Here is a 24,156-nt window from a genome sequence, read left to right as displayed (position 1 = left end):
GCATCGAAGGCGGTGGGGGCGGCGGGGGCGGCGGGACCGGCCCCGGAGCGGCCCGTACGGGGACGGGGCGCGGACCGGCCGCGTCGTACCCGGAGAAGAGGTCGGCGAGCCCCGCCGGGGGTTCACGCCAGCCGGACGGCGTGGGAGCGGGCTGCCGCCGTCCCAGCCGCAGGGAGCGCAGCTTCGGAAGATCGGTGCGGCGACGCAGATCCGCGGTGGCCAGGGCCAGCCGGACACCCGTCCAGTCCTCGCCCGTCCGCTGCGCGACCGAGGCCCGCAGCACGAGCGTCCCGCCGTCCTCGCCCCGGCGGTGCGTGAGCCGGTACGCCGGGGCCCAGACGGCACCCGGTACGCCGTACTGCAGCTCCAGCTCCACCGGTCCGGCGGCGGTGTCCACGCCGTCGAGCGTCACCACGGCGACGAGGCTCGTGGCGATGTCGTCGGACGGCACGTCGGTGGACGCGCGCGTCCACCGGTCCGTGGCCACGGCGAGGTCGTGCTCGGCCCGGCGCAGCTCCTCCTCCAGCTCGGTGAGCCGGTGCTGCTGGGCCCGCAGCCGCGCGTCGAGGAACGCGGCGAGCCGCAGCCAGGCGTCGGCGGGCGTGGCACGCGGCGGGTCCCCGGGCTCACGGGCCGGTGGCACCGGGCGGAGCGCCGCCGTCTCCCCGATCAGGCCGGCCTGCCGGTCACGCCGTGCCCGGGCGGCCGCGTGCACGTCCCGCAGCCGCTCCATCTCGCGCCGCAGAGAGCCGGTGTCCTCGGTGCCGGCCGGTCCGGCGGCCACCTCCACCCGCACCTCGGTGACGCGCGCGCCGTTCCCGCCGGCCGCCGTGGCGCGCAGGGAGCCCGGGTCCATCGACCGTGGGAGTCCCGTCACCCGCACCCGGCCGTCCGCGGGGACGGTGCCCCGGGCGACGCGTGTGCAGAGCGCGCCCTGCGCGTACACCACCACCGCGTCCAGCGTCGACGCCCACCCCTGTGTCTGTGCGACCTCGGACTTCATCCCACCCCGCCCCCGTCGTGGTCCTGCCGACGGCAGCCTACGCGCCCGCCGCCCGCGGCTCGACGGTGATTCCGTGAGATGACAGGTGCGTACGGGGCGGAGGGGGGTACACGGCGCGCATGGCAGCACAGAGCGAGTCCCGTGACACCTGGTCGATAGCACGGCAGTTGCGCCGTGTGCGCACGCTGTACGCCGGGGGCGCCCTGCTGTGGGCGTCGTCGAGCCTGGTGACGGCGTGGTCGTCCCCCGGCAGCCGGCCCATGTGGACGTCCGTGCTGCTCCTCGTGGTCTTCACCGGCCTGCTGGGGCTGTCCAGTTGGTGGCTGCGCCGTCTCGGAACCCGGCGGGCGGCGGCCGGCGAACAGCGCCCCGCCGTCGCCGTACGGGCGTCCGGCCCGGCCCGGCACGCACGCGTCTGAGTTCGACCGCGCGCGTCGGGGCGGCCAGGCACAAGGTGTTCGCCTTGGTGCCTGACCGCCACGGGGAGGCTGTGGTGTCGGGTCGGGTCGAGCGGTGTCGTCAGTTGCAGAAGTTGAGAAGCGCGAGCAGGCCGTTGCCGCACTGGAAGTGCTCGCCGTCGCCACCGGCCGGGGCGGCCTGGACGGCGGCGTGGGTGGCGGGCGCCGCCATGGCGGGAGCGGCGGTCGCGAGGCCGGCGGCGCAGGCGATGCCGACGGCGGTGGTCACGGCGAGCGTACGGGGCATGCGGGAGATGGCCTTCTTCAGGCGAGGTGTGGTGTTCATGAACTCACCATGCACAGCGTGACGATCTTCTGCGCGCCGGGAGCATCCGAGCGGGTGAGCGGGCCCCTCATGTGGAGGAACGCACCCCTCAACTGCCTTTCGGTGCGGGCTGGTTGAGGTCCGGGGGTGGGGCGGTCCTTCCGGGTGACAGGGTGGCTGCTCCGTCGCGCGAGGCGCGCCCGGAAGCGGCGGGACGATCACAGCGGGTCGAGGTCCGGGTGCGGGCACCCGCCGGCACGTCATGACATAGATCACGTCGCTATGTGGCTCGATCCAGGAATGCGGGCCGGTCCATGATTGCTCCCGTGTTGATGGGCTCGCCCTGCGTGGGGCGGTGCGCTGGGCAATGGTGCTCGACGCGGCCGGTCGAGAAATCCCCGTGACCTCGGCCTCTCGGCTCCCCTTCCGTCCCGGACCACCGTCTTCGAAAGGTTCTCCCGCACCATGCCTCTGGCTCTGCTGGCCCTGGCTGTCGTCGCCTTCGGCATCGGCACCACCGAGTTCGCCACCATGGGGCTGCTGCCCCAGATCGCCGACGGGATCGGGGTGTCCGTGCCCCAGGCGGGCAACGTCGTCTCGGCCTACGCGCTCGGCGTCGTGGTCGGCGCTCCGCTGCTGACCGGCATCGGTGCCCGCGTCCCCCACAAGCGGCTGCTGCTGTGGCTGTCCGGCCTGTTCGTCGTCGGGAACGTGGCCTCCGCCTTCGCACCGGACTTCGGTCTGCTCTTCGCCGCCCGCTTCCTGGCGGGCCTGCCGCACGGCGCCCTGTTCGGCGTCGGCGCGGTCGTCGCCTCCCGGCTGGTCGCCCCGGACCGGGCCGCCCGGGCCGTGTCCAAGATGTTCCTCGGCCTGACGGTCGCCAACATCGTCGGTGTCCCCGCCGGCACGGCGCTCGGCCAGCAGCTGGGCTGGCGGGCCGCCTACGGGGCCGTGGCCGTCATCGGGGTCGTCGCGCTGGTGGCGCTGGCCCTGTTCGTGCCGCACCAGCCGCGCGGCCGGCAGTCCGGCATCCGCCACGAGCTGCGGGCCATGGGCAACCGGCAGGTCGCCATCGGCCTGGGCACCGCTGTGATCGGCTTCGGCGGCTTCTTCGCCGTCTACAGCTACCTCGTGCCGATGCTGACGAACCTGACCGGCCTCTCCGACTCCTCGACCACGCTGGTCCTCGCCCTGTACGGCGTCGGCATGACGCTCGGCACGCTGGTCGCGGGACCGCTCACCGACCGGGCTCTGCGACCGACCCTGTACGGAGGGCTGGCCCTGCTCGCCGCCGGGCTGGTGGTGTTCTACTTCGCCGTGCACAGCACGGTCGGGGCGCTGATCACGATCACGTTCATCGGCGCGATGGGGTCCCTCATCACGACGCCCGTCCAGATGCTGCTGATGGCCAAGGCCAAGAACGCCCCGACGATGGCGGCGGCGTCCAACCACTCCGCCTTCAACCTGGCCAACGCCGGTGGCGCCTGGCTGGGCGGCCTCGCCATCGCGGCGGGCTGGGGCTGGGCCTCGCCCAGCCTCGTCGGCGCCGCTCTGGCCGTCGCGGGCCTCGGGCTGGCGGTCGCGGGCGGCGTGATGGACCGGCGCGACGGGGGCTCGGCGGGCTCCGAGGTGATCACGTCGTCCACGGCCGAGGCCCGGCCGGAGGCCGCGCCCACCCCCCAATCCTGACCGAAACGGCGACCGGGGGAGAACCGGCTCCGAAATCGACCGGACCGACAGGTGTGACGAGGAGGGGCCGGGGCACTCGATCGGCGGGTGGAGCAGGGACGCACTTCGGGGCGGCACAGCAGCGATGACTGGCCGCCCCGAAGTGTGCCCGGGACACGACAGGCGCAGGGCCGGACGTCAGGCCTTGCGCCCCACCCCACCGAACATCGCCACGTCCTCCGGCAGCCCGGCCAGGCTCCCGTCCGGCCGCCACCGGTTGCACGAGACGACACCCGGCTCCAGCAGCTCCAGACCGTCGAAGAAGCGGGCGACGCCCTCCGGGGTGCGCTGCGTCAGCTTCGGCGTGCCGTGCTCGTTCCAGAAGGCCACGGCGGCGTCGACGTCCGGCATGTCGGGGTGCGTGACCGTGTGCGAGAGGACCAGGTGACTGCCGGAGGGCAGCCGGTCCAGCAGCCGGCGCACGATACCCGCGGCCTCCTCGTCGTCCTCGATGAAGATGACGACGCCGAGCAGCATCAGCGCCACCGGCTTGTCGAGGTCGAGCGTCCGCTCCGCCTGCTCCAGGATCGCGTCGACGTTGCGCAGGTCCTCGTCCAGGTAGGCGGTGTACCCCTCGGACGTGCTCGTCAGCAGCGCCTCGGCGTGCGCCAGCACGATGGGGTCGTTGTCGACGTACACGATGCGGGACTCCGGCGCGATGCGCTGGGCCACCTCGTGCGTGTTGTCGGCCGTCGGCAGACCGGTGCCGATGTCGAGGAACTGGCGTATGCCGCACTCGCCGGCGAGGTACTCCACGGCGCGCCCGAGGAACTTGCGGTCGGCCAGGGCGTAGTCGCCGATGCCCGGGTGCAGGCCACGGATCTGGTCCCCGGCGGCCTGGTCGACCTCGTAGTTGTCCTTGCCGCCCAGCCAGTAGTTCCAGATGCGGGCCGTGTGCGGCTGGTCCGTCTTGATGCGCTTGCGCGCCTCCCTCGACGCAGCGGAAATCTCGGTCACGCGAAGTCCCTCCCAGATGCGGCCTGTTCAACCCGGCATGGAGCAACCTACCGGGCCGACTCGAGGGACGGGACCGCATCCGGAGCGGACCGTGCCGGGATGCGCCGGGGCCCTTGGTAGGGTGCGCCGGCCGGGCCCGTCCGCGCCCGGCGGAGAGGTGAGCGACCATGCGCGAGACCCAGGCGTCCCGCGCGACGGCCGCCGCCCTGTCGGTCGTCTCCTCGCTCGGCCTGCCCGCGGACGACGCGATCGTCCTCAACGACTCCAACAAGCTCACCCTGCGCCTGCTGCCCTGCGACGTCCTGGCCCGGGTGGCACCCGTGACGGACCAGGTGGCACCGTTCGAGATCGAGCTGGCGCGGCGGCTCGCCGGGGCCGGATGCCCGGTGGCCGCCCTGGACCCCCGCGTCGAGCCGCGCCCGTACGAGCGGGACGGCTTCGTGATCACGCTGTGGACCTACTACGCGCCGGTCACCCCGGCGGAACTCCCGCCCGCGGAGTACGCGGCCGCCCTCGCTCGGCTGCACACCGGGATGCGCGAACTCGACGTCCCCGCACCGCACTTCACCGACCGGGTCGCCCAGGCCGAGCGCCTCGTGGCGGACCGTGCCCGCACCCCGGACCTCGCGGAGACCGACCGCGCCCTGCTCGCGGACACCCTGCGCACCCTCGGCGCCGCCGTCCGCGAGCACGGTGGCGCGGAGCAGCTGCTGCACGGCGAACCCCACCCCGGGAACGTCCTCTCCACGGACCGCGGGGTGCTCTTCATCGACCTGGAGACATGCTGCCGCGGCCCCGTCGAGTTCGACCTCGCCCACGCGCCCGACGAGGTCGCCGAGCACTGCACGGGCGCCGATCGCGCGCTGCTGGAGCAGTGCCGGATCCTCGTCCTGGCGATGGTCACCGCCTGGCGCTGGGACCGCGACGACCGGCTCCCCGGCGGACGTGCGCTGGCCGCCGAGTGGCTCGAGCGGATCCGGACCGCGACGAGCGACGGGTAGCACGCGGCAGACCCGCGCACGGACGTCACAGGAAGCGCCACAGGTGGTCGTCCGTGCCGTTGTCGTCGAACTGGACGACCTGCGCGCTGTCCGCGGTCGACATGCCGTCCACCCCGAGCACCTTCCCGCTGTTCTTGTTCAGCACACGGCTCCAGCCGTCGCCGTCGTCGACCAGCCGCCAGAGATGGTCGTCCGTGCCGTTGTCCTCGAACTGCACGACACGGGCGCTGTTCTGCGTCGACATGCCGTCGACGCCGAGGACCTTGCCGCTGTGACCGTTGCGGATCAGGAACCAGCCGTCGCCCCGGTCCACGAGCTGCCAGGCGTGGTCGGCGGTCCCGGTGTCGGCGAACTGTACGACACGGGCGCTGTTCTCCAGGGACATCCCGTCGACCGCGAGCACCTTGCCGCTGTGCTTGTTCCGCAGCCGGCGGAACGGCGGCTCCGGCGTCCACGGCCTGCCGTCCGGTGCCGCCGTGGGGAACGAGGTGATCCGCAGCCGGGCCGCGCCCGAGGGGATGAGCGTGACGGTCTCCACGGCGGCGGTGCTGCGGGCCGGACCGTCCTGGAGCGGCGCGACGACGTGTTCGTCGTCCGCGATCCACTCCGGGACGCGCCGCGCCTGTGCCGTGATCCGCAGGGGAGTGGCCTGCGGGGTGAACGGCTGCGCGGGCACACCGGACCCCGTGCGGGAGACCGTGAGCGGGGTGTCCGGCACCAGTCCGTAGTTCCACGGCGTGGTGGCGTGGACCGCGTGGGCGGGGAACGTGTCGGTGCCGCCGATGCGTTCGTAGCGTTCCCCGATGGCCAGGGAGTAGGTGAGCGGACCTCTCTCCACGCTGACCGCGCCGTGCTGCCCCTCCCAGGTCCGCAGGCGCGCCTGCTGGGGGAACCGGACCCGCACGGTGTCCCCGTCGCGCCAGGTGCGTTCCACCCGCGCCCACGACGGGCCGTCGGACGCCGCGAACACGGCACCGTTCACCCGCAGTTCGGGGCCGTCGCACCAGCCGGGGACGCGCAGCACGAGCGGGAACCGCACCGGGCGGGGCGTGGACACCGTGAACGTGACGGTGTCCCCGAAGGGGTAGTCGGTGGCCTCGGTGACGGTCACCGTCGTGCCGCCCGCGACCTGGGTGCGCACCGAACTCGGCGCGTACATCGCGGCGGCGAGCCCTCCGTCGGGCGTGCCCAGCCACAGCTCCTCGGTGAAGTACGGCCAGCCCATGCCGTAGTTGTGGGGGCAGCAGCGGTACTGGTCGACGCCGGCCTGGAACGCCTGCATGGCGAAGCCGTTCTGGAACTGGCCCTGCGTCTTGCTCCGGTCGTCGAGGTCGACGCTGTTGGCGCAGGTGATGTAGTGGACCGCCTTGCCCTCGGGGTCGAGGGAGGCGGGCAGCATGTTGAACGCCAGCTCCTCGCAGCGGTCCGCCCACACCGGGTCGCCGGTGATGCGGGTCAGCAGCTCGTGGCTGGCCATGAACTCGACGATGCCGCACGTCTCGAAGCCCTGCCGGGGGTCGGTGAACCCGGGCCGGTAGTTCTCGTCACCGGCCAGACCGCCGCCGGGGAAGCGGCCGTACTCGTCCATGACCGTGTCGTAGGCGCGATAGGTGGCCCGGGTGAGTTCGGCGGAACCGGTGAGCTGCGCGTACTGGGCGGGTTCGCGGAAGCCCTGGGCGATGTTGACGTTGTGCCGGCTCGGTGCGGCGCCGGTCCAGTCGGCGCCATGGGTGTGCATCTTGGCCGCGAGGTCGAGCAGGAAGTCCTCACCGGTACGGCGGTGGAGCCAGACGGCGACGTCCAGCCCGTCGCCCCACCGGTACGACACCCAGCTCCGGTCGAACGCGCCCGACCCCTGGACGTTCATGAAGCGCAGGAAACGGACCAGGAACGGCACCACACGCCGGTCGCCGGTGTACTCCTCGTAGCTGCGCAGGGCCTGGAGCAGGGGCAGGAACGGCCAGAAGTCGGGTCCCCCGTCGAGCGAGGTGCGCAGGGCGCGCGGACCGAAGAAGCCGTCGCTCTCCTGCGTGGCCAGGATGGCGTCCACCCACTCACGCGACCGCTTCAGCGCGGCCGTGTCCCCCGTCGCCACGGCCAGCGGGATGTACCCGCGCAGCCAGTAGGGCACCTCCTCCCAGCCGCCGCGCTCGGGGTGCACCCAGCCGGTCGCCGAGAAGTCCAGGAAGTGGGAGCCGGACTCGAACCGCCCGCACAGGCCGTCGAGTTGCAGCCGCAGCTGCCCGGCGAGCCAGCCGCGCGCGGTGACACTGCCCGGCCGCAGCCGCCGGAACCCGTCGGGCACCGGCGTCCCGGCCGACGGGGCGGGCGCCGCGGCCGCGAGCCCGGCGAGGGGAACGCCGAGAGCGGCGGCGGTGAGGGAGAACGAGCCCGCGCCGAGCAATGCCCGTCGACTGAGGGACATGGGGGGACCTGCCTTCCAGGAAGGGTCGGACCGAGGGGGACGACGATGTCGCGCACGCACGGGGAGGGGGCGGAGCGCGCGGCTCCGCCGCTTCTACAACGTTGAAAATGGCGGCCGTTGGCATGACAGCACGCTCGCGCGGACCTGTCCAGAGGTCACGCGGCGAGGAGGAGCGCTCAGTCGGTGTACAGATTGCCCGTGAGGTACTTCAGGCCCGAGTCCGGGGCGACCGTGACGACGGTGTGCCCCACGCCCGCCTCGCGCGCGAGACGGAGCGCGCCGGCGACGTTCAGGGCACCGGACGTACCGGTGAACACGCCCTCCTGGCGGGCCAGCGGGAGGGCCAGCCGACGGGCCTCCTCCTCGTCGACCGTGAGCGCCTCGTCGAACGGGCCGTGGGTGAGCAGCGGCGGGACGATGCCGGTGGCGATGCCCTCGACCCGGTGCGGGCCCGCCGTGCCGGCGGTCAGCGTCGGCGAGGACGCCGGCTCGAGCGCGACGGCCCGCTCCAGGCCGCCCTCGCGCAAGGCGGCGGAGACACCGGCGAACATCCCGCCCGTGCCGACGCCCGCGCAGAACACGTCCACCGTCACGCCGTCGGCACCGGCCTGCCCGAGGATCTCGCGGCCGAGTTCCGCATAGCCCGTGAGGGCGTCCGTGTTGTGGAACTGATCGGTCCAGAAGGCCCCGTCCCGCTCGACGATCCGCTCGACCTCCTCACGCATCCGCACGAACAGGCCGGGTGTGATCCGGCCGCCCTCGCTGGGCACCACGGTCACGTCCGCGCCGAACGCCCGCATGGTGCGCAGCTTCTCGGGCGCGAACGCGTCCGAGGACACGAGCGAGAGCGGGTAACCCTTCACCGCGCAGACGAAGGCGAGCGACGAACCCGTGCTGCCACCGGTGTACTCGACGACGCGCTGCCCGGGCCGCAGCACCCCGCGCCGCTCCGCGCCCTCGACGATCGCCAGGGCCATCCGGTCCTTGTAGCTGCCGGTGGGATTGCCGCCCTCCACCTTCACCAGGACGTCCGCCGCCCCCTCGGGGACCAGGCGGCCGAGCCGCACCAGGGGCGTCCCGCCGATCGTGCGCAGGGACGAGGCATGGACACCGGGCACGGGCATGGCGGCTCCTCGCTCGTCCGAAGCGGTCGTGCGCACCGGCCGGTTCGGGTGCGGCACGGCTCCAGGCTAAGGGCTGTCCCGTCATCCCGGCGGGCGCGCGACGCCGGCTACGGCACCTCGCCGGGTTGTCGGAACGTCCGCATACAAACAGTATGCGGACGCCCCTCCACCTTGCGATGCATCGCATCCGACGCCGCGCGCCGATCCACCGCGGATCATGGGACAGCCCTTAGGACGGGTCGCCGGGACGCACACCTGTCGCGGCGCGCCGCCGCCGTACCGCCGACGAGACCCCCTCGCGCCATGATCGTCACCACGCGGCACCGAGCGGTTCCCCGCGTCCTGGGATGCGCGTGGCTCACCCGCCCGCCAGCAGGGCCTCCCCGAGCGGCGTCAGCGCGTGCAGCACCCGGCTGCCGTCCCGCACGGTCGTGATCAGGCCCGCCTCCCGCAGCACCGTGGAGTGCTCGCTGGCCGTGGCAGGAGAGACCGCCGCCCGCTCGGCCAGGGCCGTGGTCCCCGCCGGCGTCGACAGCGAGGCCAGCACCCGGGCCCGGGTCCGCCCCAGCAGCGCGCCGAGCACGTCGCCCGGCGCCGCCGCGGGGCCGGTGACCGGCAGCGGCCGTACGAGCACCGTCGGCGCCGAAGGGTCGTACACCAGCAGGGCGCCCGCGGCGAAGTAGGAGGGCACCAGACGCAGCCCCCGCCCGCACAGTTCGACGGTGTGCGAGGAGGCGGACGGCACCAGCAGGTCCGGCGGCTCCCAGCGCCAGCCCGGTTGCAGCGTGGCGAGCAGTGCCTCGACACCGCCGCGCAGCAGGGTCTCCGAACGCAGGGCGCGGTCGGCGGCGGCCGCGTTCAGCACGGCGGGCCACAGCGGGGCGACCGTGGAACGGTGATACCGGGTCAGGTCCTCGGCGAGGCGCCGCCGCGCGGCGGGCGTGCCCTGGGCCAGCTCCCGCGTCAGGGGTGAGGCGGTGGCGTCGGGCAGCTCGGCGAGATCGGCGGCCAGCGCGGGCGTCGGGGTCCGCGCCGCCAGCTCGGCCGCGGACCCTGCGTCCCGGGCGGCCGGCTGGTACAGGAAGTCCGGCAGGCCGCCGGTGGGCCGGACCAGCCGGGTGAGGACGCCCGCGCGGGCGGGCAGCCCCGGCGCGACGGTCCGCCGCCAGGCGGCGAGTTCGCGCCGCCGGCCCGCGGGCCCCGCACCCGGGGCGACCAGGTGACGGACGCTCAGGGCCGTCTCCAGGAGGACGTCGGGTGCCGCGGCGACGGTGACGCGAGCGAGGTCGGCCGGGCCGAACCGTATCCGTAACACGCCGGGCAGGCTACCGGAGCGGACCGGGTTTCGGCCCCGCCCGAAAGGACGGGCGCGCACGGCCCGCGGACGGCGATCCTGCGGTGCGGATCCGGCACCCCCGCCGGCGTCACGACCCCTGGAGGCCAGATGTCCGTACCGCACCGGCTCGTCGCGCCGGCGCTCGCGGCCGCCGCCCTGCTGATCGGCACCACCGCCGTGCCCGCCGCGGGCACCGGCCGCCCGCTGCCCGACCGCTACGTCGTCTCCCACGCCCCGGGCACCCTGCCCGAGGGCATCGACGTCCGCCCCGACGGCACCCTGTACGTGTCCTCCGACGGCACCGGCGCCCTGTACCGGGGCCGTGTCACCTCGCCCCGGATGCGGCCCTTCCCGGCACAGGGCGCCACCTCCCGGGGCAGCACCCGCGGCGTCCACACCGACCGTACGGGCCGCGTCTACTCCGTCGGCCGGGGCCGGCTCACCGTGCACGCGCCCGACGGACGACTCCTCCATGCCGTGGACGCCCCCGACGGGCCCCTCGGCGCCCCCGACCTCAACGACCTCGTCGTCACCCGCGACGCCGTCTACGTCACCGACTGGGCCAACCCGGTCGTCCTGCGCGCCTCCCTGAGGAACGGCCGGGTCGGGCCGCTGGAGCCGTGGGCCGACGTGCGCGGCGCGTTCCCCGGCTTCCCCGACCGGTACTGGCTGCTCAACGGCATCGTCGCCGACCCGGCCGGACGCACCCTGCTCGTCGCCTCCAACGGCACCGAGGCCGTCTGGCGGATCGACACGGCCACCCGCGACGTGAGCCGCCTCGACCTGGGGGACGAGTCCTTCGGCGCGGACGGCATGGTCCTGCACGGCCGGACCCTGTACGCCGTGCTCAACTACGGTGCCCCGCACGGCGTGTACATCGCCCGGCTGGACGCGGAACTGCGCACCGGCACGGTCGTGCACCGCGTCACCGGGGCCCGCTTCGACCTGCCCACCACGCTGGCCCGCCGCGCGTGCCGCCTCTACGTCGTGAACAGCCAGAACGACGAACCGCCCGGTACCCCGCCCTACACGGTGACCGCCCTGGCCGACCCGATGTGCGGGGCCGGCGGCTGAGCCGCGGGGCCGGCGTGCGGCGGGCCGCCCTCCGCGGGGGAGCGGACGGGCCGCCCACGCCGGTATGGCCACGCGTGTGAGCCGGGCGGCTGAATCCGGCGGCGCGGCCAGCAACCGGCGGGGACGGGCGGCAATGTCTGGCTCATGACGTCCGGGACAGGCACGGCCGAGGGTGCGACGAAGGGGCGGCTCGTCCTGTGGACGCTCGCCGCCGGACAGTTCCTCATGGCGCTCGACAGCTCCGTCATGAACGTCTCCATCGCGACGGTCGCCGACGACGTGGGCACGACGGTCACCGGCATCCAGGGCGCCATCACCGCCTACACGCTGGTGATGGCCATGCTCATGATCCCGGGTGGGAAGATCGGCGCGGTCGTCGGCCGCCGGCGGGCCTTCACGATCGGCAGCGTCATCTACGGATGCGGCTCCCTCACCACATCCCTCGCGCCGAACCTGCCCGTGCTGCTGCTCGGCTGGTCCTTCCTGGAGGGCGTCGGCGCGGCCCTCATCCTGCCCGCGATCGTCGCCCTGGTGGCGGGCAACTTCCCGGCGGAGCGGCGTCCCGCCGCCTACGGCCTCGTCGCCGCGGCCGGTGCGGTGGCGATCGCGCTGGGCCCCCTGATCGGCGGATTCGCCACCACCTATCTGTCCTGGCGCTGGGTGTTCGCCGGGGAGGTGCTGGTGGTGGCCGCCATCCTGACGGTGGCCCGGCACATCCGCGACCCGCTGGGCGCCGGGCGGCCCCGCCTCGACCTCGTCGGCGCGGCCCTGTCCGCCCTCGGCCTCGGCACCTTCGTCTACGGCGTGCTCCGGTCGGACGAATGGGGCTGGTTCCGTCCCAGGCCCGGCGCCCCCGACTGGCTCGGAGTGTCACTCGTCGTCTGGCTGATGCTGGCCGGCGTGCTGCTGATCAGGGTCTTCCTGCACTGGGAGGAGCACCTGGCCGCACGGCACCGCGATCCGCTCCTCGACCCGGCCCTGCTGCGGGTCAGGCAGCTCACCGGCGGACTCACCATGTTCTTCTTCCAGTACCTCGTACTGATGGGCGTCTTCTTCGTCGTCCCGCTCTACCTGTCGATCGCCCTCGGCCTGTCCGCGCTCCAGACCGGGGCGCGCCTGCTGCCGCTGTCGCTGACCCTGCTGGCGGCGGCCGTCCTGATCCCCCGCTTCCTCCCCGACGTCTCGCCCCGGCGGGTCGTCCGCCTCGGCATCCTCGCGCTGCTCGCCGGCGCGGTCGTCCTGATGGCCGCTCTCGACGCCGACGCCGGGGCGGAGATCGTGACCGTTCCGTTCCTGCTGATCGGTCTGGGCACGGGCGCCCTCGCCTCCCAGCTCGGCTCGGTCACCGTGTCGGCGGTGCCGGACGAGCAGAGCGCGGAGGTCGGCGGCATCCAGAACGCCGTCACCAACCTCGGCTCGTCCATCGGCACCGCCCTCGCCGGGTCCATCCTGATCGGGGTGCTCGCCTCGTCGTTCCTGACGAGCTTCGAGCAGAACCCCGCCGTACCCCCCGAGGCCATGGACCGGGCCGCCGTGCAACTGCAGAGCGGGGTGACGTTCCTGTCGGACGCTCAGCTCAGGTCCGCGCTCGACGAGGCGGGGGTGGACGAGGAGGTCGCCCGGGCGGCGCTGGACGCCAACGCCGAGGCCCGGCTGGACGGACTGCGCGCGGCCCTCGCCATCCTCGCCTTCGCCTGCGCCCTCGCGCTGTTCTTCACCGCGCGCATCCCGGTGACCCAGCCCCGCTCCACCTGACCGGACGGCGCGGGGCCGTCGGGAATCCGGGTCGGCGGTGCGGGGCCGCGCCCGGTGGGCGATACTGGCACGCTGGGTTTTCGTGCCCGGAGCCCCGGGGGCGGCGGCACGGGACGGTGCGGCCGGGGGAGCGGGCCGGACGGCGACCCGGCGTGGGGAGTGGACCGCCCGCGTGTGGGTAGGCGCGGGCGGACGAACGGGGAGCGCAGGCAGTGATGAGGGATCCAGAGCCCACGGGTGGCCAGAGCGGGGGCGCGGCCGGGACGTCCGCGCTGCGCACGAGCATCGCGCTGGACGGGGACGGCACGGCCATCGCCCACGCCCGCCGCATGGCCGTCGCCTTCCTGACGAGGGCGCAGAGCGAGCACGGGGTGCGCCTGTCCCAGCGCGGCATGGACCTCACCCAGCTGGTCGTCAGCGAACTGGTCACCAACGCCCGCAAGTACGCCCCGGGCCCCGCCCGGATGGACCTGAGCATCGACGGCGACGTGGTGGAGGTCGCCGTGTGGGACTCCGATCCCGTGCTGCCGGTCGCCCGGGCCGCCGACGCGGGCCGGGTGGGACAGCACGGTCTGGAGATCGTGATGGCCGTCTCCCAGGGCTTCTCCGCCCAGCGGGAAGACGTCGGCAAGCGCATCACGGCCCGGATCGGTCTGGCGGACGACACCCGGACGGCCGGCGCCGATACCCGGCCGGCCGGCGCCGAGTCTCGGCCGGCCGGTCAGGACAGAAGCTCGATATAGCCCGCCGTCCCGTGCACCCGGATGCGCTGCCCGTCCCGGATCAGCCGGGTGGCCCGCTCCACCCCGACCACGGCCGGCAGACCGTACTCGCGGGCGATCACCGCGCCATGGGTCATCAGACCGCCCACCTCCGTCACCAGGCCCGCGATCCCGACGAACAGCGGTGACCAGCTGGGGTCCGTGAACCGCGTGACCAGGATGTCGCCCGCCTCCAGATCGGCCTCCGCAATGTCGAGGACCACCCGGGCCCGGCCCTCCACGGTCCCCGCGGACACCGCGAGACCCGCCAGCGCCCCCTCCGGCACGTCGTCGCGCCGGTACGCCCCGGAGAGGGCCACACCGTCCGAGGTGAGGACGCGGGGCGGGGTCAGCGCCTGGTACGAACGGAAGGCGTCCTTGCGGCGCCGCACCAGCCGCTCGTCCACCCGGCGCGCGCGGACGGCCTCCTCGAACTCGTCGAACGTCAGGTAGTGGACGTCCTCCCGGTCGGCGAGGACGCCGGCCCGCACCAGCTCGTCGGCCTCCCGCAGCAGGGCCTGACGGTAGACGAAGGAGCGGCTGACGATCGCGTACTTCGGGTACTCCCGGTAGCCGGCGAACGCGCGGACCTGCCGGATCATCCGGCGCGCCGCGTCGGCCCTGCGCTCCCCGTCGGGCAGGCCCCGCAGCCGCTCCAGCACCTCACGCTCCTTCGCGAGCGCCCTGCGCCGGCCGTCCTCGAAGCGGCGCGCGGCGGCGCCCGGCCCGAAGGCGCGTACGTGGTCGAGGACGACCGGCACCAGCGCGCTGGGCCGTTCCCGCCACCGGGGCCGCGTGATGTCGATCTCGCCGACGCAGCGCATCCCGTACCGGTCCAGGTACGCCTCGAAGGCGTCCCGGGCCTCGGCGCCACCGGGGACCTTGGGCAGCTCGTCCAGGAAGCCGTCGTCCTCGACGCCCTCCAGGAAGGCCACCACCTCCGGGTGCGTGCGGACCACGTCGGCGACGTCGAGCAGCTCCAGCCCCATCTCCGAGGTCACGTTGTCGGGGGCGGACAGCGTGAGCGTGTCGGCGGCGTTCTTCTCGCCGAGCCACTCCTCCAGCCGGTCGTTCAGCCACCAGGTGGCCTCCATGCCCGCCATGATCGCGCGGATGTTCAGCGGATCGCCGACCACCCGCTTGTGCTCCTCGAACGCCTCCCGCAGGAACGCGAACAGGGCGGGACCGCTCTTCGTGCCGATCTCCCGCTCCAGCTCGGCGAGGGAGCGCCGGCTGCGCTCGATCAGCTCGGTGACGATGGAAGGATCGGCCTCGTCCGGTTCGGCCCCGTCACCGGCGGGCGGCCCGCCACCGTCGGTCTCCGCCGACGCCGGCTCGAACTCGCCGTTCTCCAGGACGGTTTCGAGCGCGTCCCGGGTCAGCGGGTCGCCACGGCCGACGACGTCCAGGAGAGCGGCACGGCTCCCGGGCACCGCCAGCCGGGCGGTGGCGTCGACGAACAGCCGCCCGCCGGCCTCGTACATCGGTGCGAGGGCCGTCAGCCGCCACATCGAGAGGCCCAGGGGCTTCATGGCGTCGGTCATCATCTGCTGGTGGCCGACCGAGAGATAGACGCGGAAGACGTCGTCGTCCCGCTCGGGCACGGGGAACAGCGTGGTGACCGGCCGGCTCTGCACGATGTGGAAGCCGTCGTCGTCCAGGCACCACTCGATGTCCTGCGGGCTGCCGAAGTGCGCCTCGATCCGCCGCCCGAGCGTGACCAGCTCCACGGCCTGATCGTCCGTCAGCACCGGTTCGAGCTGCCGCCGTTCCTCGATCGGGGTCTCGCGCGTCCCGCCGCCCTGCACGGCGTGCAGGGCGCGCCGCTTCGCGGCGATCGTCCGCGCGACGACCTCGCCGTGCCGCACCGTGAGGACGTCCGGGTCGACCAGCCCCGACACCAGGGCCTCGCCGAGACCGAAACCGGCGTCCACGGTCGCCGTGCGGCGGTCTCCCGTCACCGGGTCGGCGGTGAACAGGATGCCGGAGGCCCGCGGCACGACCATCCGCTGCACGACCACGCCCATGTGGACCGTACGGTGGTCGACGCCCTGTCGCCCGCGGTAGGTCACCGCCCGCTCGGTGAACAGGGAGGCCCAGCACCGGCTGACGTGCCGGAGGATCTCCTCGGTGCCGACGACGTTCAGGTACGTGTCCTGCTGGCCGGCGAACGACGCGGTCGGCAGGTCCTCGGCCGTCGCGCTGGACCGTACGGCGTACGCGGACCGCTCACCGTGCCGGGCGAGCGCCCCGGTGACGGCCGCCGCCACCTCGTCCGGGAGGGGCGTCGCCTCGACGACCTGCCGTAGACGGGCGGCGAGGGATCGGACCTCCTCCTGGTCGCCCTCGTCCACGCGGGACAGTCGGTCGAGGAGTTCCCCGCTCCCGGGTGCCTCCGCCATGATCCGCCGGAAGGCGTGCGTCGTCACACAGAACCCGGACGGCACCCGGACCCCGTCGATCCGGGACAGCTCGCCCAGGTGGGCGCCCTTGCCGCCGACCTCGGCGAGCCCCGCCGCGTCGACGTCCTGAAGATCCACGACCAGACGCCCGCTCATCGCGCCACCTCCGGCACGGCCGCCCCGCACGGTCGGGTGGACCGTTGGTACGCCGACAACACCACAAGCACGTCGAGCCCTCATTTCCCCAGGCAGTGGCAACGGCCGACGATTCTGCGCCCTCACCGGGGCCTTGCCGCAAGCCCCCGGGTGGGATATACGTTGAGAAGGGCGAGGAGAAGATCTCCTCGCCCTTCGCGTTCGTGGTTCCGACCGCGCGCCCGAGTCCCTCAGACGGTCGTGGTGAACCGCTCCCAGACGCGGTGCGCGCCCATCAGCTCCCGCACCCGCTCCAGCGTGGCCGGGCCGTCGGCACCGACCACGACACCCGGCGCGTCGACGGGGATGCCGGCCGCCTCCAGGGCCGCCTCACCGCCCGCCCAGGCGCCGATCGCCTTGCCGTGCCGGAAGGCCTCGGCCAGCAACTGCACCACGCGCGGGTCGGTGCCCGCCCCGGGGCCGGAGGGCGCCGCCTTGGCGTCACGGGAGCCGTGGGCGTCGTCGCCCGCGGTCGGCGCGCCCGCCACCAGCAGGGCGTCGAACTCGATGGACCGCGCGGTCACGAACGTCCGCTGCACGGTGACGGCGTCGTCGCCCGCGCCCAGCGTGCCGCCGGCGGAGGCGACGACCAGCGGCACCATGTCCGCGCCGAGCACCGCCTCACGCACCGACCGCACCCCGTCCAGGTCGCCGCCCTCGGCGGTGACGATGCCGACGAGACGCCCGTCGGTCGGCCAGACCTGCCCGACCTGGGACAGTGCCGGACTCGGCTCGACGTCGGCGAGCGGCACGGTCGGCTCGGGCGCCGGCAGCCCCAGCCCCTCCGCGACACGGGCGCACAGGCCGGGGTCGATGTTGGCGAGCGTCTGCAACGCCCGCTCCTTGACGGCCTGTTCGTAGCACTTGCCGAGCTCGAACGTGTACGCGCCGACGATGTGCTCCTGCTCGACGGCGCTCATGCTGAGCCAGAACCGGCGCGGTTGGCTGTAGTGGTCGGAGAACGACTCGGGCGCCTCGCGGACCTTCGTCCCCTCCGGGACCGTCACCGGCGTCTCGATGTAGGCGCCGTTGTCCGCGCCGGCCAGGAACGGGCAGCCCCCGTCGAGGGAGTTGGGCCGGTACGGGGCCACTCCGCGGTGCACGGCGTCCTGGTGGAAGCCGTCGCGGTGCATGTCGTTGACCGGCGCGTGCGGCCGGTTGATCGGGATCTGCGCGAAGTTCGGGCCGCCGAGCCGGGTGATCTGGGTGTCCAGGTACGAGAACAGGCGGCCGGCGAGCAGCGGGTCGTCGGTGATGTCGATGCCGGGGACGAGGTGGCCGACGTGGAAGGCGACCTGCTCGGTCTCGGCGAAGAAGTTCGACGGGTTCCGGTTGAGCGTGAGCAGCCCGATCGGCTGCACGGGGGCCAGCTCCTCGGGCACGATGTTCGTCGCGTCGAGCAGGTCGATGCCCTCGAACATCTGGTCGGGGGTGTCGGGGAAGGTCTGGATGCCCAGCTCCCACTCCGGGTAGGCGCCGGCCTCGATGGCGTCGGCGAGGTCGCGGCGGTGGAAGTCCGGGTCGACGCCGCCCGCGATCTGCGCCTCCTCCCACACCAGCGAGTGCACCCCGAGCTTCGGCTTCCAGTGGAACTTCACGAGCGTCGTGGAGCCGTCCTCGGCCACCAGCCGGAACGTGTGGACGCCGAAGCCCTCCATCATGCGGTACGACCGCGGGATGCCCCGGTCGGACATGTTCCACAGCGTGTGGTGGGTGGCCTCGGTGTGCAGGGTGACGAAGTCCCAGAAGGTGTCGTGGGCGCTCTGCGCCTGCGGGATCTCCCGGTCCGGGTGCGGCTTGCCGGCGTGGATGACGTCCGGGAACTTGATCGCGTCCTGGATGAAGAACACCGGGATGTTGTTGCCGACGAGGTCGAAGACGCCCTCCTCGGTGTAGAACTTCGTCGCGAAGCCGCGCGTGTCCCGCACCGTGTCGGCGGAGCCACGGGACCCGAGGACGGTGGAGAAGCGCACGAACACCGGCGTCTCCACGCCCGGCGCCAGGAACGCCGCCTTCGACACCGAGGACGCCGTGCCGTAGCTCTTGAAGACGCCGTGCGCCGCCGCGCCGCGCGCGTGCACGACGCGCTCCGGGATGCGCTCGTGGTCGAAGTGCATGACCTTCTCGCGCAGATGGTGGTCCTGGAGCAGGACGGGGCCGCGCGGGCCGGCCTTCAGCGAGTGGTCCGTGTCGTAGCGGCGGACGCCCTGGGCGTCCGTGAGGTAGGCGCCGGACTGGGCCATGCGGGCCCGGGCCGCGCCGGTCGCCTGGCCGGTGGGCGACATCGTGTCCGGCCCGCTCTGGTCGGGCTTCGGCGGCAGGGGCTCCCGCGGCTCGGTCGGCTCCTCGACCGTCGGGGACTGCGGGGCGGGCTTGCCGGGGATTCCCTCCTCCGGACCCGCGCCGGCACCCTGGACGGCTTCCGTGACCTTGTCGGCCGCCCGCTTGAGGGGGTTGGGCTGGCTCATCGCTATCGTTCCTCTGCTTCCTGCCGGCCACGGCCGGCCGGCGACCCGTGCCGGCTGCCGTGAGATCCGGCGCCGAGTACCCGCTTGTGCCGGACATATCCCCCACCCCGGCAGACCCTCTCGCCCCTTGCGTCCCATCGGAGCAACCCGCTGAGCAGGGACAGCGCGTACGCTCGCCCGCATGCCGACCGACCCCTTCGCCGACGACCCGCGTACCCGGCTGGAGCGCATGCTGGCGGGCGACCTCTACATCGCCGACGATCCGGAGATCGCCCGCCGGCAGCAGCGGGCCGTGCGCCTCGCCGCCCGCTATCAGGCCGCGTTCGCCGAGGACGCCGAGGCGGCCCCGCCGATCCTCGCCGAGCTGCTCGGGTCGCTGGGGGAGGAGGCCCAGGTCCGGCCACCGCTGTACGTCGACTACGGCAGCAACATCACCATCGGCGCCCGGACCTTCGTGAACTACAACCTGACCGCCCTGGACGTCGCCGCCGTCACCATCGGCGAGGACTGCCGGATCGGCCCCGGCGTCCAGCTGCTCACCCCGACGCACCCCCTGGAACCCGGGCCCCGCCGGGACAAGCTGGAAGCCGCGCGGCCGATCGTCATCGGCGACAACGTCTGGCTCGGCGGCGGCGCCATCGTCCTGCCCGGCGTCACGATCGGCGACAACTCCGTCATCGGCGCCGGCGCCGTCGTCACGAAGGACGTCCCGCCGAACGTCGTGGCCGTCGGCAACCCGGCCCGCCCGGTCCGCACCCTCTGACGCCCACCGCTGACCTGGAGCCGGGCACCCGCATCACCGCGCCGTGCCCTCCCCGGCGGCAACGGCCGGCGCTCAGCGCGGGGGAATCGCGGACTCGATCCGGTCGAGCTGTGCGGTGAGGAGGTCGTCGAAGGCCGCGTCCCGGTCCTCGCCGAGGGGGCGGACCTCACGGGCGTAGTGGGCCAGGGCGGGGTACCGCTCGGGGTCGGCGCCCAGCACCGCCACACGGAACAGCTCCATGCCCTCCTCGTGCTCCTTGGGGGAGACGAGCCGTCCGCCGGCCTCCGCGGCGACCAGCGCGGCCAGCAGGACCGCCAGCCGGTGGTAGCGCGTCGGCACCTCCTCGTCGGGGAGCCCGGACGCGCGCAGCGCCTGGAGCACCTCCTCCATGACGGCCCGCGAACCGGCGCCGCTGGAGACGTACCGCCCCCAGACGGCGGCGAGCTGGGGCTGGTCGGCGAATGCCTCCCGGACGCGCAGCGCGAGGGTGGTGAGGCGCTGCCGCCAGTCGCCCTCGGGGCGGTAGCCGTCCATGGCGGCGGCGAGAACCCGGTCGGCGACCGCCCGCAGCAGTTCCGTCCTGCTCCGGAAGTGCCGGTACAGGCTGGAGGAGTCGGTCCCGAGGACCGCGGCGAGCTTGCGCACGCTGAACGACTCCGCGTCGTCCGTGCGCAGCAGATCCGCCGCCGCGTCCAGGATCTCCTCCGTCGACCAGCGCCTTCGACCCGCCATGCCGCTCCTCTCGCCGCCCTCAGCCTAACCTATGCACTCGCTGTTGCACGCGGTGCGTGCATAATGGTGGCAAGAGCCTCGTCTCCAGGCACGAAGGGACGCACGTCATGACGAACGCACTGGAGCACACCGAGCTGAGCGCCGCGCTGGAGAACGTCCACCGGGCCGGGATACCGGGCCTGTTCGCCGAGGTGTGCGAGGGCGACAAGGTCTGGCGCGGAGCCGCCGGGGCGGCCGACCTCGCCACCGGACGGCCCATGACCCCGGACCTGCGGCACCGCGTCGGAAGCGTCACCAAGACCTTCACGGCGGCGGCCGTCCTCCGGCAGGCGGAAGCCGGCCGGATCGACCTCGACGCGCCGGTCGGCCGGTACCTGCCCGCGCTGGTCCCCGGCGAACGGGGCGACGCGATCACCGTCCGCATGCTGATCAACCACACCAGCGGTCTCGCGGAGTACCTGCCGTACGCCTACCCGTCGCTGCGGGCCTTCCCCGATCTGGCGCGGACCGGGCCGGAGAGTCTGGAGGACCACGGCTTCACGCGCTTCGAGCGGGACGAACTGATCGGGATGGGGGTCACGGCACCCCCGGCCGGCCCGCCGGGCGGCACTCCGGGCCTGTACTCCAACACCAACTACCTCGTCCTCGGCGCCCTGCTGGAGAAGGTCACCGGCACCACGGCGGAGCGGTGCGTCACCCGCGACGTCATCCGGCGCGCCGGGCTGCACGACACCGGGTTCCCCACCGGGCCGGAGATCCGGGAACCGCACGCGCGGCTCTACGAGTCGTGGTTCGGCATGATCGATCCGCCGCGCGACCACAGCGTCCACGACATGTCCTGGGTGGGGCCGGCCGCCTCCCTGATCTCGACCGTCTCGGACCTGAACCGCTTCTTCGCGGCGCTGCTGGCGGGCGACGTCGTCGGCCCGGCGTCGCTGGAGGAGATGCGGCGCACCGTGCCGGTCGTCTCCCAGGAGGGGAAGGTCATCGACTACGGCCTCGGTCTGCATCCGGTCGGCGGCCCCGGCGAGGACACCTTCTGGGGGCACGGCGGAACGGTGTGGGGCGGCGGCACGCTGGCCATGATCCGGGAGGACGGAAAACGCCGGATGGCGGTCGCCGTGAACCTCCAGCGATGGAACCGGCTCGACGCCTCGGGCGTACCCCGACCGCACCCGATCGACGCCGCGCTGGAGGAGTTCCACCGCGTGGCGATGTACGGCTGACCGCCTGCCCGAGGGGCGGCGAGGCGGGCACCGGCCGGTCACTCGTGATCGTCGAGCGATCCGTTCTTCATATCTTCCGATCGGTCGGTGTCGTTCCCGCGCAGGCCGCCTCCCAGCCCCCTCGGATCGTCCTACGGTCTCGTTCGCGGGCCCCGAACCGGCGCCCGTCAGAGCACCGACAAGGGGAGGCGCCGATGGCGAACGTGGAAGTGACGCTGAAGGAGATGATGGCGGGGATCGAGGGGGCGCTGGGCGGGGCGGTGGTCGACTACACCAGCGGCATGGCCCTCGGCACCCTGGGCGGGGGAAAGGACCTGGACCTGAACGTCGCCGCCGCGGGGAACACGGACGTCATCCGCGCCAAGGTGCGGACCATGGATCACCTCGGCCTCAAGGGCGCGGTGGAGGACATCCTGATCACGCTGAACAACCAGTACCACGTGATCCGGCTGGTCGCCGGCCGCGGCGGCAACGGACTGTTCCTGTACCTCGTCCTGGACAAGACCCGCTCCAACCTCGCCATGGCCCGCCATCAGCTCAAACGGCTCGAGGAACAGCTCGAGGTCTGAATCCGCGACCGCTCCGGGCCGCCGTGCGCCCACCAGTTGAAGACCTCTTCAAGTCATCACTTGGAGAGGGCCGCACTTCGTGAACGCCGGCCGCCCGGGCCCAGGAAGATGAGCGGGACCCCCATGGCGCGACCGGGCTCCCGGGCCCGTCGCGTCATGGGAGACGCAACCACGGACCGGCAGGAAGAGCGTGATGCAAGTTCCCCTTTATCAAGCCAAGGCGGAGTTCTTCCGCATGCTCGGGCACCCGGCACGCATCAGGGTGCTGGAACTGCTGCAGCACGGACCGGTCCAGGTCCGGGACCTGCTCGCCGACATCGAGATCGAACCCTCCAGCCTGTCGCAGCAGTTGGCGGTCCTGCGGCGCGCGGGCATCGTGGTCTCCATCCGGGAGGGCTCGACCGTCAGCTACGCGCTCGCCGGCGGGGACGTGGCCGAGCTGCTGCGGGCCGCCCGGCGCATCCTCACGGAACTTCTGGCCGGCCGGAACCAGCTCCTCGCGGAGCTGCAGCAGTCCGACGCCCCCGCGCCGCCGGTGGCCGCGGCCACGCGGCCGCCCGGCGGTGGCGGCGAGCACTGACGAGAGCGCTGGACAACGGCCCCCGGTGCCGCCCCACGCGTGAGGTGCGCCGCCGAGCGCCGGCGGACGGCGCACGGAGTTGCCCGAGCGTGGGCCCTGCCGGGCCCGCGGTGAGAGCCCGCGGTCTACGGACGTGCGGTGTGGGCGACCCGCTTGTGGGCGGGCCGTCCACCGTTCTGGTGGCGCAGCCGCACCTCGACGTGACCGTCGGTGATCCGGGTCTCGAAGGAGGGCTGCGGAGCGGTGGCGGGACCGCTGACGTTCCAGCCGTCCGAGAGCCGGAAGACACTGCCGTGCCAGGGGCACCGCACACAGCCGTCGGCGACCGTGCCCTCGGCGAGCGGCCCGGCGAGATGGCTGCACCGCTCGGCCAGCGCGTGGACCTCCCCGCCGGGCTCCCGCACGACGAGCACCGGCACGTCGTCGACGCTGCGCCGGACCGGCTCCCCGGCCGGGAAGTCGGCGACGGCCCCCACCCGGTGCCAGCCGTCGGTGACGACGTGCGGCACCTCCTCCGCGTGGTTGGCGCCGGACGCCTGCCGGTAGGCCAGATGGCCGCCCAGCAGGCCCCCGACCCCGACCGCCGTCAGACCGAGGAAGCCATAGGCCCGGCCCGCCGCCTCGCGGCCCCGGAGACGGCAGCTCAGCGAGGTGGCGTACAGGCCGACGGCGGTGATGTTGGAGAGGGCGTGCACCAGACCGACGCGCTGCTGCTGCCGGTGCAGCTCGGCCCAGTCGACCCAGCCGGACACGGCGGCGGGCGCCGCGGCGGCCAGCCCCAGCGCGACGAGCAGCCGGGACTCGCGCGAGCGGCCGGGGCGCAGGTCCAGGACCGCCGCCGACATCCAGCTGCCGATGGGCACCTGCACCATCAGCGGATGCAGCGGATGCCCCAGCCACCGGCCGTGCAGCACGTCCCGGCCGCGGCCGAGGGGCAGGGCCCGCACCCCCGAGCGCAGCGCATCGATGACTTTGTCGGCCGCGGGCTCGCGCTCCAGGCGGTCCAGCAGCGACAGGACGCGGTTCCGTCCCAGTGGACGGCGTGGCGATTCGCTCATGCCCGCCCGGGTCCCCACCCCTGGGACGCGGCAAACGAGCCCGTCGACCGCCCCGGGCGAGGCCGTCGGGCGGACCATGGAAGGAGCGACGTGCTGACCGAGGCGACGGGTTGATCATGGTGTGGGTCGTGTACCGCGTACCGGACCGCCGGGAGGACGGACGGCGCGCGGTGGTCCCGGCGAGTCCCCTGGCCGTCGTACGTCCCGTGCCGCATCGTGAACAGGTCGCCGACCTGTGGGAAGAACGCCGTCATCGGCGGGGTGCGGACAGCGGTA

Annotated in this window: 20 protein-coding genes; 10 read left to right on the top strand and 10 right to left on the bottom strand. The window is 73.6% G+C overall.

Annotated elements, in window-relative coordinates; translation table 11 throughout:
• Nucleotides 1-1,003: DUF4140 domain-containing protein (locus ADL34_RS19495; protein ID WP_159038954.1), on the bottom strand; the 1,003-nt coding region annotated here is incomplete at its 3' end.
• A gap of 119 nt (nt 1,004-1,122) precedes the next feature.
• On the opposite strand from ADL34_RS19495, the gene ADL34_RS19490 reads away from it, so the two are divergent.
• Nucleotides 1,123-1,422 (top strand): hypothetical protein, encoded by a 300-nt coding sequence (locus ADL34_RS19490; RefSeq protein ID WP_062669612.1) that lies wholly within the window; start codon nt 1,123-1,125, stop codon nt 1,420-1,422.
• A 100-nt stretch (nt 1,423-1,522) separates the two neighbouring features.
• On the opposite strand, the gene ADL34_RS19485 is transcribed toward ADL34_RS19490, so the two are convergent.
• On the bottom strand, nt 1,523-1,747 hold the full coding sequence (locus ADL34_RS19485; protein WP_062669610.1) for a hypothetical protein: 225 nt from the start codon (nt 1,745-1,747) through the stop codon (nt 1,523-1,525).
• 444 nt (nt 1,748-2,191) lie between these two features.
• Here ADL34_RS19485 and ADL34_RS19480 point away from each other — a divergent pair, with 444 nt between their 5' ends.
• Nucleotides 2,192-3,415 carry an MFS transporter gene (locus ADL34_RS19480; RefSeq protein WP_062669608.1) on the top strand — a complete coding sequence of 408 codons (1,224 nt, stop codon included), beginning with the start codon at nt 2,192-2,194 and terminating at the stop codon, nt 3,413-3,415.
• A gap of 177 nt (nt 3,416-3,592) precedes the next feature.
• Here ADL34_RS19480 and ADL34_RS19475 read toward each other — a convergent pair whose 3' ends face one another.
• A complete protein-coding gene (locus tag ADL34_RS19475) occupies nt 3,593-4,411 on the bottom strand; it encodes an SAM-dependent methyltransferase (RefSeq protein WP_062669606.1) in 819 nt (272 codons plus the stop codon).
• A gap of 167 nt (nt 4,412-4,578) precedes the next feature.
• On the opposite strand from ADL34_RS19475, the gene ADL34_RS19470 reads away from it, so the two are divergent.
• Nucleotides 4,579-5,412 (top strand): phosphotransferase enzyme family protein, encoded by an 834-nt coding sequence (locus ADL34_RS19470; RefSeq protein ID WP_062669604.1) that lies wholly within the window; start codon nt 4,579-4,581, stop codon nt 5,410-5,412.
• A gap of 25 nt (nt 5,413-5,437) precedes the next feature.
• On the opposite strand, the gene ADL34_RS19465 is transcribed toward ADL34_RS19470, so the two are convergent.
• The 3 genes from ADL34_RS19465 to ADL34_RS19455 all read right to left on the bottom strand — a co-directional run bounded on the left by ADL34_RS19465 (nt 5,438) and on the right by ADL34_RS19455 (nt 10,276).
• Nucleotides 5,438-7,837 (bottom strand): beta-L-arabinofuranosidase domain-containing protein, encoded by a 2,400-nt coding sequence (locus ADL34_RS19465; protein ID WP_062669602.1) that lies wholly within the window; start codon nt 7,835-7,837, stop codon nt 5,438-5,440.
• Between the two features lie 176 nt (nt 7,838-8,013).
• Complete coding sequence (locus ADL34_RS19460; RefSeq protein ID WP_062669600.1) at nt 8,014-8,961, bottom strand: PLP-dependent cysteine synthase family protein; 948 nt, start codon at nt 8,959-8,961, stop codon at nt 8,014-8,016.
• 358 nt (nt 8,962-9,319) lie between these two features.
• Nucleotides 9,320-10,276: an ArsR/SmtB family transcription factor gene (locus tag ADL34_RS19455; protein WP_062669598.1), complete on the bottom strand. Its 957-nt coding sequence runs from the start codon at nt 10,274-10,276 to the stop codon at nt 9,320-9,322.
• Nucleotides 10,277-10,405: 129 nt separating this feature from the next.
• Here ADL34_RS19455 and ADL34_RS19450 point away from each other — a divergent pair, with 129 nt between their 5' ends.
• The 3 genes from ADL34_RS19450 to ADL34_RS19440 all read left to right on the top strand — a co-directional run bounded on the left by ADL34_RS19450 (nt 10,406) and on the right by ADL34_RS19440 (nt 13,869).
• Nucleotides 10,406-11,371 carry an SMP-30/gluconolactonase/LRE family protein gene (locus tag ADL34_RS19450; RefSeq protein ID WP_062669596.1) on the top strand — a complete coding sequence of 322 codons (966 nt, stop codon included), beginning with the start codon at nt 10,406-10,408 and terminating at the stop codon, nt 11,369-11,371.
• A 144-nt stretch (nt 11,372-11,515) separates the two neighbouring features.
• Nucleotides 11,516-13,126: an MFS transporter gene (locus ADL34_RS19445; RefSeq protein WP_062669595.1), complete on the top strand. Its 1,611-nt coding sequence runs from the start codon at nt 11,516-11,518 to the stop codon at nt 13,124-13,126.
• Nucleotides 13,127-13,341: 215 nt separating this feature from the next.
• Nucleotides 13,342-13,869, top strand: coding sequence for an ATP-binding protein (locus ADL34_RS19440; protein ID WP_062669593.1), 528 nt, complete (start codon nt 13,342-13,344; stop codon nt 13,867-13,869).
• Here the strand turns inward: ADL34_RS19440 and rph are convergent.
• Both rph and ADL34_RS19430 read right to left on the bottom strand, forming a co-directional pair.
• Entirely contained in the window at nt 13,848-16,445 is a 2,598-nt protein-coding gene (gene rph, locus ADL34_RS19435; RefSeq protein ID WP_062669591.1) for a rifamycin-inactivating phosphotransferase Rph, read from the bottom strand. The genes ADL34_RS19440 and rph overlap by 22 nt on opposite strands.
• A gap of 230 nt (nt 16,446-16,675) precedes the next feature.
• The gene (locus tag ADL34_RS19430) at nt 16,676-18,952 is read right to left on the bottom strand and encodes a catalase (RefSeq protein ID WP_062669589.1); all 2,277 of its coding nucleotides are present in this window, start codon (nt 18,950-18,952) and stop codon (nt 16,676-16,678) included.
• 181 nt (nt 18,953-19,133) lie between these two features.
• Between ADL34_RS19430 and ADL34_RS19425 the strand changes: the two genes are divergently transcribed.
• Entirely contained in the window at nt 19,134-19,715 is a 582-nt protein-coding gene (locus ADL34_RS19425; protein WP_062669586.1) for a sugar O-acetyltransferase, read from the top strand.
• Between the two features lie 72 nt (nt 19,716-19,787).
• Here ADL34_RS19425 and ADL34_RS19420 read toward each other — a convergent pair whose 3' ends face one another.
• A complete protein-coding gene (locus ADL34_RS19420; protein WP_062669584.1) occupies nt 19,788-20,447 on the bottom strand; it encodes a TetR/AcrR family transcriptional regulator in 660 nt (219 codons plus the stop codon).
• A 107-nt stretch (nt 20,448-20,554) separates the two neighbouring features.
• Here ADL34_RS19420 and ADL34_RS19415 point away from each other — a divergent pair, with 107 nt between their 5' ends.
• The 3 genes from ADL34_RS19415 (at nt 20,555) to ADL34_RS19405 (ending at nt 22,822) form a co-directional block, all read left to right on the top strand.
• Entirely contained in the window at nt 20,555-21,673 is a 1,119-nt protein-coding gene (locus ADL34_RS19415; RefSeq protein WP_062669583.1) for a serine hydrolase domain-containing protein, read from the top strand.
• A gap of 194 nt (nt 21,674-21,867) precedes the next feature.
• Complete coding sequence (locus tag ADL34_RS19410) at nt 21,868-22,242, top strand: hypothetical protein (protein ID WP_062669581.1); 375 nt, start codon at nt 21,868-21,870, stop codon at nt 22,240-22,242.
• Nucleotides 22,243-22,435: 193 nt separating this feature from the next.
• A complete protein-coding gene (locus tag ADL34_RS19405) occupies nt 22,436-22,822 on the top strand; it encodes an ArsR/SmtB family transcription factor (protein WP_062669579.1) in 387 nt (128 codons plus the stop codon).
• A gap of 125 nt (nt 22,823-22,947) precedes the next feature.
• Here ADL34_RS19405 and ADL34_RS19400 read toward each other — a convergent pair whose 3' ends face one another.
• A complete protein-coding gene (locus ADL34_RS19400; RefSeq protein ID WP_199835596.1) occupies nt 22,948-23,880 on the bottom strand; it encodes a Rieske 2Fe-2S domain-containing protein in 933 nt (310 codons plus the stop codon).
• Nucleotides 23,881-24,156: the final 276 nt, after the last annotated feature.

This window comes from Streptomyces sp. NRRL WC-3605 (genome assembly GCF_001509795.1).
Lineage (GTDB): Bacteria > Actinomycetota > Actinomycetes > Streptomycetales > Streptomycetaceae > Streptomyces > Streptomyces viridochromogenes.
The sequence above is the reverse complement of the archived record's forward strand: the minus strand, read 5'-3'. Positions and strand labels throughout refer to the sequence as shown.